The sequence below is a fragment of the Texcoconibacillus texcoconensis genome (assembly GCF_014202575.1).
Taxonomy (GTDB): Bacteria; Bacillota; Bacilli; order Bacillales; family Salisediminibacteriaceae; genus Texcoconibacillus; species Texcoconibacillus texcoconensis.
This window is the reverse complement of record NZ_JACHHB010000017.1, coordinates 40,634-56,826: the sequence shown is the minus strand read 5'-3', so window position 1 is coordinate 56,826 and position 16,193 is coordinate 40,634. Positions and strand designations below refer to the sequence as shown.

Annotated in this window: 18 protein-coding genes; 6 read left to right on the top strand and 12 right to left on the bottom strand. The window is 38.2% G+C overall.

Annotated elements, in window-relative coordinates; translation table 11 throughout:
- The first annotated feature begins 80 nt into the window (after positions 1 to 80).
- Positions 81 to 821 carry a bis(5'-nucleosyl)-tetraphosphatase PrpE gene (gene prpE / locus HNQ41_RS15025; RefSeq protein WP_184665257.1) on the top strand — a complete coding sequence of 247 codons (741 nt, stop codon included), beginning with the start codon at positions 81 to 83 and terminating at the stop codon, positions 819 to 821.
- Here prpE and HNQ41_RS15020 read toward each other — a convergent pair.
- The 4 genes from HNQ41_RS15020 to HNQ41_RS15005 are packed head-to-tail and all read right to left on the bottom strand — an operon-like array spanning position 808 to position 3,626.
- On the bottom strand, positions 808 to 1,728 hold the full coding sequence (locus tag HNQ41_RS15020; RefSeq protein ID WP_184665256.1) for an RluA family pseudouridine synthase: 921 nt from the start codon (positions 1,726 to 1,728) through the stop codon (positions 808 to 810). The two genes, prpE and HNQ41_RS15020, sit on opposite strands and share 14 nt — an antisense overlap.
- A gap of 8 nt (positions 1,729 to 1,736) precedes the next feature.
- A complete protein-coding gene (locus HNQ41_RS15015) occupies positions 1,737 to 2,537 on the bottom strand; it encodes an NAD kinase (RefSeq protein WP_184665255.1) in 801 nt (266 codons plus the stop codon).
- Complete coding sequence (gene yjbM / locus HNQ41_RS15010; RefSeq protein ID WP_184665254.1) at positions 2,534 to 3,199, bottom strand: GTP diphosphokinase; 666 nt, start codon at positions 3,197 to 3,199, stop codon at positions 2,534 to 2,536. Before yjbM ends, HNQ41_RS15015 begins: the two co-directional genes overlap by 4 nt.
- Positions 3,200 to 3,227: 28 nt before the next feature.
- Entirely contained in the window at positions 3,228 to 3,626 is a 399-nt protein-coding gene (locus tag HNQ41_RS15005) for a UPF0738 family protein (RefSeq protein ID WP_246421731.1), read from the bottom strand.
- Between the two features lie 161 nt (positions 3,627 to 3,787).
- Here HNQ41_RS15005 and HNQ41_RS15000 point away from each other — a divergent pair, with 161 nt between their 5' ends.
- The 4 genes from HNQ41_RS15000 to HNQ41_RS14985 all read left to right on the top strand — a co-directional run bounded on the left by HNQ41_RS15000 (position 3,788) and on the right by HNQ41_RS14985 (position 6,555).
- On the top strand, positions 3,788 to 4,372 hold the full coding sequence (locus HNQ41_RS15000) for a CYTH domain-containing protein (protein WP_184665252.1): 585 nt from the start codon (positions 3,788 to 3,790) through the stop codon (positions 4,370 to 4,372).
- 87 nt (positions 4,373 to 4,459) lie between these two features.
- Positions 4,460 to 4,843, top strand: coding sequence for a globin domain-containing protein (locus HNQ41_RS14995; protein WP_184665251.1), 384 nt, complete (start codon positions 4,460 to 4,462; stop codon positions 4,841 to 4,843).
- A gap of 20 nt (positions 4,844 to 4,863) precedes the next feature.
- A complete protein-coding gene (locus HNQ41_RS14990; RefSeq protein ID WP_184665250.1) occupies positions 4,864 to 5,793 on the top strand; it encodes a ClpXP adapter SpxH family protein in 930 nt (309 codons plus the stop codon).
- Positions 5,794 to 6,378: 585 nt separating this feature from the next.
- A complete protein-coding gene (locus HNQ41_RS14985; protein ID WP_184665249.1) occupies positions 6,379 to 6,555 on the top strand; it encodes a hypothetical protein in 177 nt (58 codons plus the stop codon).
- A 90-nt stretch (positions 6,556 to 6,645) separates the two neighbouring features.
- On the opposite strand, the gene pepF is transcribed toward HNQ41_RS14985, so the two are convergent.
- The 4 genes from pepF to mecA all read right to left on the bottom strand — a co-directional run bounded on the left by pepF (position 6,646) and on the right by mecA (position 12,200).
- Entirely contained in the window at positions 6,646 to 8,460 is a 1,815-nt protein-coding gene (gene pepF, locus HNQ41_RS14980) for an oligoendopeptidase F (RefSeq protein ID WP_184665248.1), read from the bottom strand.
- Between the two features lie 98 nt (positions 8,461 to 8,558).
- Positions 8,559 to 9,794 (bottom strand): competence protein CoiA, encoded by a 1,236-nt coding sequence (locus HNQ41_RS14975; RefSeq protein ID WP_184665247.1) that lies wholly within the window; start codon positions 9,792 to 9,794, stop codon positions 8,559 to 8,561.
- A 77-nt stretch (positions 9,795 to 9,871) separates the two neighbouring features.
- Positions 9,872 to 11,383 carry a cardiolipin synthase gene (gene cls / locus HNQ41_RS14970; protein ID WP_184665246.1) on the bottom strand — a complete coding sequence of 504 codons (1,512 nt, stop codon included), beginning with the start codon at positions 11,381 to 11,383 and terminating at the stop codon, positions 9,872 to 9,874.
- Between the two features lie 151 nt (positions 11,384 to 11,534).
- Complete coding sequence (gene mecA / locus HNQ41_RS14965) at positions 11,535 to 12,200, bottom strand: adaptor protein MecA (protein WP_184665245.1); 666 nt, start codon at positions 12,198 to 12,200, stop codon at positions 11,535 to 11,537.
- A 305-nt stretch (positions 12,201 to 12,505) separates the two neighbouring features.
- On the opposite strand from mecA, the gene HNQ41_RS14960 reads away from it, so the two are divergent.
- Positions 12,506 to 13,180 carry a TerC family protein gene (locus HNQ41_RS14960; protein ID WP_184665244.1) on the top strand — a complete coding sequence of 225 codons (675 nt, stop codon included), beginning with the start codon at positions 12,506 to 12,508 and terminating at the stop codon, positions 13,178 to 13,180.
- 83 nt (positions 13,181 to 13,263) lie between these two features.
- Here the strand turns inward: HNQ41_RS14960 and spxA are convergent, their stop codons facing one another.
- The 4 genes from spxA to HNQ41_RS14945 all read right to left on the bottom strand — a co-directional run bounded on the left by spxA (position 13,264) and on the right by HNQ41_RS14945 (position 16,176).
- Positions 13,264 to 13,668: a transcriptional regulator SpxA gene (gene spxA, locus HNQ41_RS14955; RefSeq protein WP_184665243.1), complete on the bottom strand. Its 405-nt coding sequence runs from the start codon at positions 13,666 to 13,668 to the stop codon at positions 13,264 to 13,266.
- Positions 13,669 to 13,906: 238 nt separating this feature from the next.
- On the bottom strand, positions 13,907 to 14,035 hold the full coding sequence (locus HNQ41_RS16840; RefSeq protein WP_281394035.1) for a hypothetical protein: 129 nt from the start codon (positions 14,033 to 14,035) through the stop codon (positions 13,907 to 13,909).
- Positions 14,036 to 14,094: 59 nt separating this feature from the next.
- Positions 14,095 to 14,667 (bottom strand): GNAT family N-acetyltransferase, encoded by a 573-nt coding sequence (locus tag HNQ41_RS14950; protein ID WP_184665242.1) that lies wholly within the window; start codon positions 14,665 to 14,667, stop codon positions 14,095 to 14,097.
- A gap of 297 nt (positions 14,668 to 14,964) precedes the next feature.
- Positions 14,965 to 16,176: a putative glycoside hydrolase gene (locus HNQ41_RS14945; protein WP_184665241.1), complete on the bottom strand. Its 1,212-nt coding sequence runs from the start codon at positions 16,174 to 16,176 to the stop codon at positions 14,965 to 14,967.
- Positions 16,177 to 16,193 lie beyond the last annotated feature (17 nt).

Genomic DNA, 16,193 nt, shown 5'->3' with positions numbered 1-16,193 from the left:
TAAATTCACTAAGCGCCATTGTCGATAAAAGACATTGAAAAAGATATTTATAAAATGAAAAGGAAAGTGGTGAACGAGTCATGTACGATATTATCGGAGATATTCATGGGTGTTACGAGGAAATGATTGAATTATTCCAACGTTTAGGTTACAAACGAAAAGAAAACCATTATACTCACCCAGATGGGCGACAACTTGTTTTCCTCGGAGACTTGACAGACCGGGGCCCTGCATCAATTCCCGTCATTGAAGCAGTAGGAGCGATCATTAATACAAAAAATGGCCTTTATTGCCCTGGCAACCACTGTGACAAACTATACCGATACTTCATCGGCCGTAACGTAAAAATAAACAACGGCCTCGAAACGACCGTTGCTGAATGGAAAGATTTAAATGATCAACGTCAATCTCAAATAAAAAAATTATTTTGCGACTTATACGAGCAATCTCCCCTTTATCACGTATTAGACGACAGGAAACTCGTTGTTGCTCATGCAGGCGTTCGCCCAGTTGATATTGGACGAACAGACAAAAAAGTAAAGACTTTTGTTTTATATGGTGACATCACTGGAGAAAAACATGAGGACGGAAGACCTGTACGTCGTGATTGGGCTGCAAATGTTCGATCAAAACCGCTTATTGTATATGGTCATACACCCGTCAAACAAGTTCGTGGGATCAATAATACATTGAACATTGACACTGGTTGTGTTTTCGGTGGAAAATTGACCGCCTTTTGTTGGCCAGAACATAAAATCGTCGATGTTTCATCAAAACAACCTTACCAAGATGACCGTTTCCGAACGTTTAACAATCATTAAGAAGAGAACGGTCATCAATTTGCTCACGAATGAGAGTAGCCATATCATCAGAAATGGGTGCCTCAAACATCATTTCCTCGCTAGTGAAAGGGTGAACAAACGTCACCCTTTTTGCATGCAAAGCTTGTCGAGGAAATTTTGAAGTCTCTCCTCCATATAAGTCATCCCCAACAAGGGAATGCCCTAAGTAATGAAAGTGAACACGGATTTGGTGTGTGCGACCAGTTTCAAGTTGAACATCGACGAGTGTCGCTTTGTCACTTGCGTCTAACGTATGATAGTGAGTTATCGCATCTTTTCCATCAGGTGAGACCATACGTTCAATGATGCTCGTTGTTTTCCGCGCTATTGGCGCACGAACCGTACCAGATGGTGGTGTAAGACGACCGTGTACAACTGCCAAATAAGTTCTTTGCAAAGTATGTTTTAACTGCTTTACGAAAAGGTCATGTGCATAACGGTGCTTTGCAATGAGAACCAGTCCCGAAGTATTTCGATCAAGACGATTGACAGCATGAAATGTGCCTGGAATCCTTTGTTTTTCGTAATAATTCACGACAGCATTCGCTAATGAATAGTCTGAATCTTCGCGCGAAGGAATCGTCGGTAAATAAGGCGGTTTATTTATGATCAATATATGCTTATCTTCATATATAATATCAAGTTCATATTGCAGAGGCTTTAGCACCTCACTTACTTGTTCTACAGGCAATCTTACACAGACACAGTCGCCTTCTTTGATTACTGACTTTACCGTTACAGATTGATCATTTAATGAAAGGTGTCCTTGAAACTTAATTTCCTTTAATAATTTACGTGATATTTGTTTATCCTCTCGTAAAAATTCTCGCAAAAACGCACCTTCCCATTCTTTTGGAACAATCCACTGAAAGGACACTAGGTTCATACACCTTCTCACCTCTCATCCCCAATAAACGACTCTTTCACTCGTTTCCAAAATGGGAACGGGCGGAAGCGAGCAAATCGAATATTTTCCTCTGCGACTCGAAATTGAATAGATTTTACATCGCGCTCAACAAAGGTATGGTGATCAACCGTCAAACGAAAGTCAATATGATGTTGAGGCTTTAGCATACACGTATGATGTTGTGGTAAGACGAGTGGTGATCCAACCGTACGATAAACACGATTGTTAATTGACGCCATCTCGGAAAGTTGGATCGAAGCTAAAGACGGATGGAGGATCGCCCCCCCTAGTGCTTTATTATAAGCTGTACTTCCTGAAGGCGTAGACATACACAACCCATCTCCTCGAAACGTTTCAAAACGGTCACCTTTAATCTCAATATCCATGACTAATGACCCTTCTACACTTTTCACAGTCGATTCATTTAAGGCCAAATAACGTTTAGAGGTTTTTTGTTGATAGTATCGAACGATCACTTCAAGTAAAGGATACTCAACAACTTTAAAGGGTGTCTTCGCGATGTGAATAACGAGTTTCTCCACCTCTTCTGGTTTCCAATCAGCATAGAAGCCAAGATGTCCTGTATGCACACCTACAAATGCCGTCTGATCTAAACGGTGAGAATAGTCATGAAATGCTTCCAATAACGTACCATCACCGCCAATCGAAATCACCATGCTCGGTTCATCAGGATCATACGTCATATTAAATTCGTTTAAGTACGTTTTAATCTTTTGAGATAAAGCGTTTGAAGTTTCATCTCCGCGGGACGTAACCGTAAATTTCATCGCCATTCTTTCCTTTCGCTCGTTACACGATTGCGATCTTTTTCTTGCTCTCTATTTCTCGTAATAATCTCCTGTGCTTCTTGAACTTCACCACGGATTTGAGACATTTCTTCATCAAGACGAAATGCCGCTTCCGCAGCTCGCTGCAACCGCTTTTCAATATTGCTTGGAATTTCACCACGATATTTATACTGTAAAGAATGTTCGATCGTTGCCCAAAAATTCATCGCTAACGTGCGGATTTGTAATTCGACGAGCAATTGTATCTCACCAGAAATGGTCTGAACCGGGTAGCGTAACACCATATGGTAAGACCGGTAGCCACTGTTTTTTTTATTTTTTATGTAATCTCTTTCCTCAACGATCTCAAAATCCGTTCGCATACGGATCAAGTCCACAACCGTATCAATATCACCTACAAACTGACACATAATGCGAACACCAGCGAGGTCTTGCATTTTTTCATCTATTTCCTCAAGTGGGATATTTTTTCGTTTCGCTTTGTCTAAAATACTCGTAACCGGTTTGACACGCCCAGTCACAAACTCTATCGGTGTATGTTTCGAGGTTCGCTCATATTGTTCACGAATCGATCGTAGTTTTATTTTCAATTCATCAACCGCTTGTTTGTAAGGAGATAGTAATTCATCCCAATCATACATGTGAAAACGCCCCCAGCTCGGAAATCATTTATTCATGATGATGAGCAAAAAACACTCGCTCTACAGCTTCTACCATTTCATTCCCATAGTTGCCATTCCCACGAATGTTTTCGAGAAGGTAATCTAGTTCTTCCCAAAATTGTCCGAGTTTCACTACTTTCTCTTCGTTTGAATTTGACACCCATTTCAAATACATCGGTTCTTTTTCTTCTATCCCATTTTGTATCGTTTCCCATGTGTTTATCGGGAATAAAAGATAATTGAATTGTTCTTCATCTTCCATCACATAGATAAAAGAACAGCGTTTTGAATCAGTTAATATTCTTTCTGCCGGATGGTATGCCTCCAATTCTTCAATACTCTCATTGGCATTGACTTCAGCAATCCACCCTTGTTTATTGTGTGTGATATGTGATACTTCCCACATTTTTGTCACGTGTACTCCTCCATTCTAAATCAACTTACCTCCATCATCAGTTTATCATAAAAAAGTTCTACTCGATAATGGAGACACTAAAAAATTGCAATAACTCTATAGCTATGGAATAATATAGTCGGTAATTGAGACTGGAACGTAGGAGTGTTTTCATGACACAAGAAATTGAAATTGAAGTTAAAAATTTATTAGAAAAAACAGAGTATGAACAGTTAAGAGAATCGTTTTTTTCAAATCAGGAAACCCCTGTTAAACAAACAAATTACTATTTTGATACAGAAACCTTTCAGTTAAAAGAAAAATCGAGTGCCCTACGTGTTCGCCAAAAGAACGGTGACTACGTCCTGACATTAAAACAACCAAATGAAGTTGGTTTGTTGGAGACACACGATAAAATATCAAAAGATCAGTTTGAAGAATTATTAACAAATGGAGCCATGCCACTAGGCTCCGTACATAAACAAATCGAGCAACTAATTGACGGTTTTAAAGGAAAGATTTCTCCTTTAGGATCACTCACGACCGAACGCTTAGAGAAAAAACAACCAGAAGGGTTAATCGTTCTCGATAAAAGTGACTATTTAGACACGACAGACTATGAAGTAGAATTCGAAGCAGACGAAGAAGAAAAAGCACAAAAATTCATCACTACATTACTTGAAGAATACAACATTCCAAAACGGAAAACACCAAACAAAATTGAACGCTTCTATTTGCGGAAACAAGCATTACAATAATTACGATTTGATCATATTATTTGAGTCAAACATCTATGATTGCTACAATGACTCTGTAATTATGATTGCCTAAGGGGTTTGTTAAAAATGACTTCGGAACAATCCATTTATGAACGTATTGGTGAAAATCAACTTTCAAGTATTGTTGATCGTTTTTATCATTACGTTTCAAATCATCCTGAATTAGCTCCGATTTTCCCAGACGACTTAACTGAAACTGCAAGAAAACAAAAGCAATTTTTGACGCAATTTTTCGGTGGCCCTCCATTATATAGCCAAGAACATGGTCACCCGATGTTACGTGCTCGACATATGCCTTTTCAAATCACCCCAACACGTGCCAAACGTTGGATTGAATGCATGATACGTGCCATTGATGAAGAACCTATCGGTGAACCGTTACGAACGGAAATGATCGAGCGACTACAATTTACCGCCAATCATATGGTGAATAGCTCGGAACCCTCTTAACGGAAAGGAGAGATAAGTCCATGCCTACGAACAACGACACTTTTTTCTGCGAAGACGACACAGGTTTATGTTGTCCTCAAGAGCCTGCTTCGTTCTATGTTCAAAGTCACGAAAATAAACCTTTAGAAATATATTTGTTCATCGATCCGCTTTGTCCTGAATCGTGGGCGTTTGAACCAATAGTAAAAAAGCTGCAAATGGACTATTCTCCTTATTTCCAGCTTCGTTATTTTCTCGGTAACCAATTACGCTCAATGAATCCATCTGTGAAAGAAACTTCGATACGCCACCTTGTCGAAAGAGCTAAACAATGGGATGATACTGCTTGCAGAACAGGCATGCCTTGCGATGGTAACGTATGGAAAGAAAATCCTATTTCTACACCTAAAAAGGTTTTTATTGCTCTAAAGGCTGCCGAATTGCAAGGGAAGGTCATTGGCGTTAAATATATGCGTCAATTACGAGAAGCATTATTTTTACACAAGAAAAATATCGCTGAAGAAGACGTATTAATTCAATGCTCAGATCATGTGGAGGGAATGGACCGTCAAGAATTCGAAAAAGACCTTTACTCGGAAACAGCAGAAAAAGCTTACCATGCTGACTTAAAAACGATGCAAGAAATGGATGTGCAATCTTTTCCAACCCTTCTATTTTTTAATGATAATGTGGAAGAGCCTGGGTTGAAGGTACCTGGTGACTACGATTACGAAGTTTATGAAAATGTCTTAACTGATATGCTAGGGGAAACACCTGAAAAATGCCCACAAATGCCATTGGAACAGTTTTTATCTTTTTATCGTTGTGTGGCGACGAAAGAGATTTCCGTCGTTTATGATTGGTCTTATGAAACCGTCGAAAAAGAAATGAAAAAGCTGCAGCTAAAGCAAAAGGTTGAAGCAATTCCTCATCGTTTTAGTAAACTATGGTATTATATTGGCCAAGAGTAAAGTAGAATGAAAGAAGGAATGAAGCACCTCTGATAGAGGTGTTTTTTTAGGTAGGTATACCGTGTTGGTAGGGGTCGTCTTGTAAACGAAGGTCTTTTCTTGAACGTTGTTGTTCTTGATAAACTCGGAGAAGCGAAAGTGTCGAATCTAGGTTGGATAAATGCGGTCACGTTCACCTTGTCGTTCGCTGAGGATCCGGACAGTATGTCCGCGATCGCAACCACGACCGACCTGTAGCCAATTCGAGTACGAACGAATTCTTTAAGAAGCAACAATCTTTTAGAAAACAGCCTAAACGAAAGAAAAAGCTAGGAGGGGTTGACCTAGCTTTTCTTTCATTTGGAACATTGTCAAGGTTTGGTAGCATGAAAGGGATATGCCTACACATTATAGGAGGTTGCGACATCACATAAACTTTAGGGGGAGTTATGTGCTTCCTTTCACAATTCTTACTATAGCAAACTCAATATACGGAGACAATACATTCGTGAAATTATTCACAAAAATGCCAAACTATTGCTCGTCTATTTTTAAACTTGTCATCATATATATGAAGTAATATAGGTTACGGGTGAGGTGTGCTAGATGGGTTCCTCAATTTCAATCATTATTGCTTTAATTGCTGTATTACTCAGCTTTTACGGATTACTCCTAGGGCTATTGCGTATTTTCCCCCTTTGGGTTGCTGCACCAGCATTATTATTAAGCATCTTATATCTCGTTTACCGATGGAATCGCCGTCATCAATTTAGAGGGTTTTAATCAAAACTCAGTGAACTAGAAATTGAGGTCAGCCGACAGTTGCAAAACGAGCAACCATCACGGCTGACCTCTACATTTTATATTATACTTTTATTCCTCAAACAAAAGTTTCTCCATTTCGTCTAATGTTTGTTCAAACACTGTAAATGCTTCTTGAATCGGCTCTTTCGATGTCATATCTACGCCTGCTCGCTTCAAGACTTCAATTGGATAATCTGAGCTCCCTGCTTTTAAGAAGTCAAGATACCTCTCTACAGCAGGTTCACCCTCATCTAAAATCTGGCTTGATAATGCCGTTGCCGCACTGTAGCCTGTTGCGTACTGATAAACGTAGAAGTTCATATAAAAATGAGGGATTCTCGCCCACTCTAAGCCAATTTCTTCATCTACGGTCATTTCACTACCGAAATATTTTTTATTTAAATCGTAATAAATACTTGTTAAAAGATCTGGCGTAAGCGGCTCTCCATTAGCTGCTCTTTCATGAATGATTTGTTCAAATTCAGCAAACATCGTTTGACGAAAGACCGTCCCACGAAATCCTTCTAGAAAATGATTCAATAAGTATAACTTCTCTTTTTTATCTTCAGTTACATTTTGCATATAGTGACCTAACAAAGCTTCGTTACATGTCGAGGCAACTTCAGCAACAAAAATTGAGTAGTTCGCATACGGAAACGGTTGATGTTTGTGCGTGTAATAACTGTGTAACGAGTGTCCAAACTCGTGTGCCAACGTAAATAAGTTATTTACATTATCTTGCCAATTCATCAAAATATAAGGTTTTGTACCGTACGTACCTGAAGAATATGCCCCACTTCTTTTTCCAACATTCTCTTCAACGTCAACCCAGCGATTTTCAAATCCTTCTTTAACAGCATTCACATACTCTTCTCCAAGTGGTTCAACGCCGTTCAAAACAAGTTCTTGCGCTTTTTCATAAGAGATTTCCATATCTACGTCTTTTACAATCGGCGTATATAAATCATACATATGAATGTCATCGAGCTTGAGTGCACGCTTACGAATATTCACATAGCGATGTAATAAATGAAGATTGTCATTTACCGTTTCTACGAGTTGGTCATATACCACTTCCGGAATATGATTATCACTTAATGCCGCTTCACGAGCCGACTCATAATCACGTATATTGGCATTAAAAATATTATTCTTTACGTTTCCGTTCAGTGTGCTTGCAAACGTATTTTTAAAGCGACCATACGTATCGTATACAGCTTTAAATGCATCATGACGTACGCGACGGTCATCACTTTGTAAAAACTGAAGAAGGCGTCCATGTGTCACTTCTACTTCCTCTCCATCTTCGTCTTTGATGGTCGGAAACTTCATGTCTGCGTTATTTAACATACCAAACGTGTTGGACGGTGCACTTGTCACTTCACTTGCTTGTGCTAACAAGGACTCCTCTTTTTCACTTAAAACGTGCGGGCGTTGTTTATTTAATTGATCTAAGATATGTTCATATAACTTTAACTCTTGGTTTTCATTTAAAAATTGATCGATTGTCTCCTGAGGTATTGATAATATTTCCGGCGTGACATAAGAAGAGGCACTTTGAACTTGGGAGATCAAATTGGACGCTCTGTCTTCTAAACCTTGATAAAAAGAATTCGTTGTATCTTGATCATACCGCATATGGGCGTAATTAAATACTTTCCCTAACTTTTTTGATACTTCATCTTGATACGTCAATGCTTCATATAAAACATCTGCCGATTCTGATAGGCGTCCTTTAAATTCTTTTAATTTTGGAATCATTTCCTTTACTTCTTGAAACGCCTGTTCCCAATCATCATCCGTTGCAAAAATATCTTCTAAATCCCATTTTCGCTCATGTGGAACCTCTTCACGCTTAGGTAACGACTTTTTTGTATCTGCCATCTTTGATACACCTCCAAAAATATATCCGACAGCTTAGCAAGATAAGCTATCTTTTCATTGATTCGAGATCAAGGAAAAAAATCCTTTTCTCTAACACTTTAGTTTGACACGCGAAACATTATTTTGGCAAATGCTTCTCTGCTATAGATATTATGAACTTTTTCGTCTTCCTTTACTAATTCCTCCAAATCACTACAAATTGATATTTTCTTTCTTCGTACATATTGACCTGGTCGCACTTGTTCAAGAAATCCTACATGTTCTAAACAATATAAGTAATCGTTAAATGGACGGATGAGTGATTCATGAGGTGTCTCAAATAATGAAGGACGAATATCAAAAATGTTTCGTTTTACACAGTGGAGAAATTGTTCAATGAGGATATCAAGCGTAAAAACTTGATGAAGGCGATACTTGGATAAAAATTTGAAGACAATCCAACTTTGCCATAATGGCGGAGGTGTTCGAATCACAATCGATGAAGGGATTGGAAAACAACATAGTGACGGAAAATAATTGAGGTTCATTAAAAATGAACGATAAACTTCATTCATATAAGATTCCGCCCGTGAAAGTTGCCGATACGTTTGTGTTCGCCATTTGTGGCGTTGTTTTTTCCAATGGTCACATATTTTGTTCCAATGATAATCGTCACTTGGTAGAAAAAGCTTTTCTTGAAATGGATGTTCATTCAAATGTAGTACTTTTGGTTGAGCGTAAATATTATTGGGTGCTAATGGTATGGGATAAGAAAGTTGGATGATAGCTTTGTTTTGTACATCGATATAACCGATCGCTTGCTGTGGAAAAGAAGTGAGTGAAGTCTGTAAGAGTAACCAATCGAGTGAAGAAAAGTGGAATTCGCATTCTGATTTACGGCGGAGTTGACTTTTGCAACCTAACCAAAGTGGTTGAATGTCGTTATTGAGATAAGTTACATGCCTGGAATAAAAATCAATGGGGTCAATGGCTGAACGCTGGATTTCAAAGCTGTAGTATTGATTAAACCGTTGAAAAAACACATCAGGGCGAAGTGGCAAAGAAGGGACTTGAGCTTCTTGTTCAACGTAGTTGTGGTAACGGCTTAACCATTCATAAAGAAGTTGTTTTGCATTTTGGTGCTCTTTTGATTCTAGAGGAGATCCATTTACACATTGACTATCTGTACGGTGAGCAAAATGCCATTTCTTTTCAAGCCCTAACTTTAACAATACTTTTTCCTTACATATTGGACAATAAAACGACTGTTCATGTCGAATTCTTTGCCATTGTTCTCTTGTTATTGCAACAGATAATGAAACACTTTTTCCGTTTTCATCTAGCGCGATATCCATTTCATCCCTCCTCAATTTTGTTAAACACTTCACATTGACCAAGGAAAAGGAAACCTCTCGTGAAGAGGCTTTCCTTTCTATAGCAATGGTGACAATAACCTTGACGTTGATTCTAATAATTTAGACAAAAAAGAACGTTTTTTAAAAGCTTCATAACGAATAATCGTAGAATGTTCCATGTCATAAATAAAGTCACTAACAAGTGTATTCACACTTCTCGTTTTGTACAAGAAGGCATTTGCCTCAAAGTTTAGATGAAAACTACGCATATCCATATTTGCCGTACCGATCGAGGCAATTTCTTGATCAACGATGATCAATTTACTGTGCATAAAGCCACGATTGTACTCGTAAATTTTCACACCTGCTTCTAATAATTCCGGAAAGTAAGAACGCGACGCATAGAAAACGGTTCGTTTATCAGGACGACTCGGCATAAGAAGCCTTACATCAACGCCACTAAGAGCAGCAATTTTTAAAGCACTTAAAATATCCTCGTCAGGAATAAAATACGGTGACGCGATCCATACCGTTTTCTTAGCTGAAGAAATCATTGAGAAAAACAGCTTTTTAATCACTTCCCAACGCGTATCAGGCCCGCTTGCAATCATTTGCACACCACCATAAGACTCCGTATCAGGAAGCTTAGGAGACAAGTAACTTTGCTTTAGCGCTGCCTCTCCTGTTGCATAATACCAATCGCGCAAGAAAATGAGTTGTAAACTGCGAACCGCTTCTCCTTGAACTAATAAATGCGTATCTCGCCAATGACCAAAATAGCGATTTTTTCCTAAGTATTCATCACCGATATTTAACCCACCGATAAAACCATAATTTGAATCAACGACAACAATTTTTCTGTGGTTTCTATAATTAATCTTATTGTTCAATATCGGAAACGTCACTGGAGAAAACGGCTTCATATCAACGCCCTCTTCACGCAATTGTCGCACATAGCTGTCCGACAATTTCCAACTTCCTACCGAATCGTAAAGAAAACGTACTTTCACCCCATCACGCGCTTTACGGATCAAAATGTCTTTGATTTCTTGTCCGAGATGATCATCACGAACGATATAATAGACAAGGTGAATATGATCTGTCGCTGATTCAAGTGCTTGTTTTATGTAAGCAAAAGTTTCCTTACCATCAGTCAACACACGCGTATGCGTGGAAAAAGAGATAGGGTTATTCGCCAAATGATGTGCTAAACGAAACAACTTTTGTTGACCGCCAGCCATTTCATTTAGCTTGCTTTCATCAAGTGCACGGTTCCCTTCAATTTTATTGAATGCTTGTTCGTCTAAAATCGCTTTCTTTGAGAATGACTTTTCCTTACGATGGTTTTGGCCAAACAATAAATAAAAGAAGAATCCAAAAATCGGAAATACACCAAGTACAATTAACCAAGTAATCGTTTTCGCAGGATGGCGGTTCTCCAAGAAAATGACGATAGCAATAAAGAAAGCACTTAATGAAAGAAAAATACTAAAGTAACCGACTAACCAATTTTCCCAATAACCTTTTGTTACATATAAGAAAACGATAATTAACGCGATGAAAACGATAACTTGAATTTGTTTTTTCATACCGGGGACTCCTTAATGAAGAAGCATATATTTTCGTTTTGCTATTTGATCGCCGAGCTATGCAATAGATACTAGTCTGCACGACTTTGTATCCCCCACACAGTTTTACAATTCACGCATGAAAAAAAGCCGATACGTTGAAATCGGCTTTTTACGTCATGGGAGCAAAGTTCTCTTGAATCACCGCTAACGCATCATTGGCAATAATTTCTGTTCCGTATTCGGCAATACGATATATTGTCGTATCGGATTCATCGCCGTACTCTAACATTCTGCTAATGATATTATCTTGCTCTTCCTCTGTATATTCTGCTCCTAAAGTTACATATAAGAAATAAACACCTTCGAAGTGATAAAGCTGATTTTGAACGGATTCCTCGAAACGGTGACTTAAAGAAATAATGTCTTCAAAATCATCAAATGAAAGAACAATACTCATTTTTTCTGGTTTCGAGCTTCTCTTCTTCTTATCTTTTTGGTTAAATTGATGATCTAACATATCAACGATATTATCGTCAACTGGATCATCATATTTTTCTTTATCTACTGGGATTTCAAGCTTGACATTTCCTTCGTTCATTTCTCCACGGGTCACAATAACTTCCAACCCTTTTTCTAAGGCATGAACCTGTACCCACAAGGGACCATCCAACTCAAATTCCTCACGATCACTCGCTTCATTCATCATTTCGAAAAACAGCTCTTCTCCGCGTTCACGATTGTACCAAATCTCATCACGGTCAAAACCTCGATTTTCTATATCATTGTAAGTGATAAAAAATTTCACTGTAGATTCGTTTACTCGTTCGATTTCCATTTTACTCTCTCCCTTCGTAAAGAATCGTTTGGCGGAAGAGAATTACTTCCCCACGGGTGTTTGTTTAATATTTACCCATTTTTCTTCCTTCTTAATCAGTTACTTTCAACAAATTCATCCTACAGCATTGACCTCTACTCCCATCTTTTAAAAGTTTATAAAGTGGTCAGTTCTTAAAGAACAACGTTTTGTATAGATATATTGTAGGGTTGTACTTTTATGTTAAGTGTCTGAGTAAGAAAGGAAGATCCTTTACATTTATTTTAACATATATTTTAATTCCATAGCCTAGGAGGAATCAAGTATTGAGCTCAGAATTTTTTTTAGCTTTACTGACAATCGTTGGTATAGATATCATTTTAGGTGGCGATAATGCAATCGTTGTTGCACTTGCTTGCCGAAACCTTCCCCCAGAAAAACGAAATAAAGCCATTTTTTTCGGTATTCTACTCGCCATTATTGCAAGAATTTTTATGACGTTTATCGCCGTTTTACTGTTAAATATCCCCTTCTTAATGGCTCTAGGTGGTGTCATTTTGTTGTGGATCGCCTTTCAGCTCATGATTACTAGCGAAGAGAATACAAATGTTACTACGAACACAACGACCCTTGGTGCGATTAAAACTATCATTATCGCCGATATCGTCATGGGGTTTGACAACGTATTAGCCATAGCTGGTGCGGCAAACGGCAATCACCTGCTTATTGTTTTAGGGCTAATCATTTCTATCCCTATTATCTTGTGGGGAAGTAAGCTTATCTTATTCTTAATGAAACGTTTTCCATTTATCGTTTATATTGGTGCTAGTATTTTAATTTACACTGCTGCAAAAATGATTATGGAAGAGCCGATGTTTGCAAGTACGTTCCAAGATTTAGGATGGGTGAAGTACTTACTAACATTCCTACTTGTAGTTACGATTACATGTATAGGATGGGTCACAAACCGAATTCGAACCATTTACACAACAATACATTAAAAAAGACTGGTTCAACATTTCACTAAGCCCAACAAAAAGGTCGGCATTAGAAATGTTGGAACCAGTCCTCTTTTTTAAACCCTTTAAAATTCATTAACAAGTTGCTCAGCTGCTTCTTGAAGTTGAAATGTGCGTACTTTACGAGGTAAAAAGCGACGTATTTCAGCATCATTGTAACCAACTTGAATTCGTTTTTCATCCATGATAATTGGACGTCGTAATAAACCAGGATGCTCACTAATGAGCTTAAATAATTCTTGAAGTGACATTGAATCTAAATCAACTTCTAACTCTTGGAAAACTTTAGATCTGGTTGAAATAATCTCATCTGTGCCGTCTTCAGTTAATCGAACCACTTCTTTCACTTCTTCAACGGAAAGCGGTTCTGAAAAAATATTTCTTTCGACAAACTCAATTTCGTGCTCTTCTAACCATGCCTTAGCTTTTCGACACGAAGTACAACTTGGTGAAGTCAACAACGTAACCATATCGCCCGATTCTCCCTTCATTATCAATCTCTCTATATTATAAAAGTTTTTTCTTATTTTCTAATTGATATTATACAATAATTATTACAAAAAATACAGATGTTTTCTCAATAAAAAGTGTTTTTTTCTCAATTGTGATCTTGGATTTGTTTTTTCTTGTCTTTTATCATGTTCCCACTATATAGAAATTAAAACTTAAAAATGAGGTGGAATTGATATTTCCACCTCATTTTTACCATCACGCAATCGTTTTCGGTTGTGAAACAGGCCTGCCGCTTGGCCTAGGTTCCAACTCAGGCCAACGACGCTTCAACAAATCTTTCCATAATTCACGCTTTTTCTTACGCTTTTTCTCTTTCCCTTTCATGCAAAACACCTTCCTTTCTGATGTTTCACAATTTATTGCAAGGGATATGGTCAGCTTCATCACGTCGTCGGTTGGTGCTCAGCACTTTCATCCAAACTTAATACTTTTTCAGCAGCTTCGTATGATTTTCCATAAAGCTCTTTATCCTTATACGTATGAATCGTTTCATACGTATGACGCATTTTTTCATAAATACTCTCTTCTGACTCTTGTTTCGGGGACCAATATAAAATTTCTAATTCACTAATTTCCCCAGTTGCTAATGATCGACGACGGTATCCGATTGATTTGGCATGCTCAAAACCTTCTCGCTTATAAAACCGTTGTCTTTTTTCTGTATCGCTATCTTCATAGTCAATCGGCTCTACCTCGAGAATGATTGGCTTTATCTTTTGCTTTAGCTTCTCTAACAACTTCGTACCTATTCCTTTTCCTCGTGCTGATGTAGAAACGAAAAGATAATCAATAAATATAAAATCTTCCATTTCCACGTACATCATCACATGATGAGGACCTTCGTCCTTTTTGTACGTCCCTTTTTTCTCCTTTAGTAAAAGGTCCATATGCTCTTTGGATTTCATTTCCTCGACAGGGAAATAGTCATTTAACTTTTCATACCAATTTTTTCTCATGCCTCGTTGGAAACCTCCAATTTTTTTCAAGGACTATAAGATCCTCTTTTTAAGCTGACCGAATGCATATCCCTACTACTATTATATGTGATTTTACTCGCTCGATAAACATGGTCTATTTTAACTAAGGATACGTTTTTTTCCATTTGAGGCCCTCCATTCACATCAGCGCTACATTTGATAAAAAAGCAACGATTTCCTCTTGTACTTTTAAAAATTCGCGACGTACACTTATTTTTTTTACAAAATACAAAATGCGCCTCCAGGACTTCCTGAGACGCATTTTGTATAACAACTCTATTCAAGTAAATAATCGACACCTTCTGTATAGCTATTACCTGCATTCCAAAGGAGAAATTCATCAACACCATTGTCATACAATGCTTGAATTTGTGCTTCTACTTCATCGACACCATACGTCTGATAATTACCAGGTCCAAGATATGATGCAGTAAAATCTTGTAACCACGGGCGAGATACTGGTGGGGCGTCTAATTCAGACAACTTTTCGCCTTCAACTTTTAAATATTCATCCATGATTTCATATGGGTATAAATCAGGTTTATCAATGCCAAAGTAAGAAGTCCAATGACTTGGATAAGGCATTGATGAAATAACATCTACGTGTTCGGAAATCCTTGTAAAGTTTTGCCCGATCCCTGGTGCCTCAGGAAGAGTCGCTGTATAACCAAAGATATCCACGGATACATCGACATCGTACATCTGAAGTTCATCATACGCATATTCTACAAAATCAGTTACTGAATCGACACGTTGCTGTATGTTGTCACCTGCCGAATCTTTATAGTTTCCTACTTCATAATCAAGGTCTTCATCCCGCGTTTCAAATCCCTCAGGAAAACGTACGTAATCAAATTGTATTTCTTGGAAGCCCATTTCTGCTGCTTTTCTCGCAATGTCTACGTTATAGTCCCACACCTCTTTAAGAAACGGGTTAACAAACGCTTCCCCTCTACCATTTTTCCAAACTTCACCATTCTGTAGAAATGACCAGTCAGGTCTCTTCTCAGCTAGCACACTGTCTTTAAAAACAACAACACGAGCGATGGGGTAAATTTCATGTTCCTCAAGTGTTTCCATCATTTCTGACGGATCCTTTATATACTCTGTACTAATATCCATATACGGCGAATTCTCATTTTCAGGGCGATACGTTAAATTGCCATAATCATCTTTTATATCAATAACCATCGAGTTCAAAGCCGTTTCATCCATCATGTCAACTAATGTATCAAAGCGCGCCCCCCCTGCCGAGTGCCCTGTCACATAAACACCCCGAACAGCATCAGGGTATTCAAAATCGTAGCCAGAATCGAAAGTTAATCGCTCAACACGATCTGGCCATTTACGCGGCTCCAATACTGACTGTTTTTTCTCATGTTCTGATATCGTTCTCTCATCATTATTAGCACCCACTTCAGTCACCATTGATAAGCTCAGCGCAAGTGCGATGCCTGATGCTAAATAAAAAGATGATCGCTTCCCCATGATATTCCCTGCCTTTA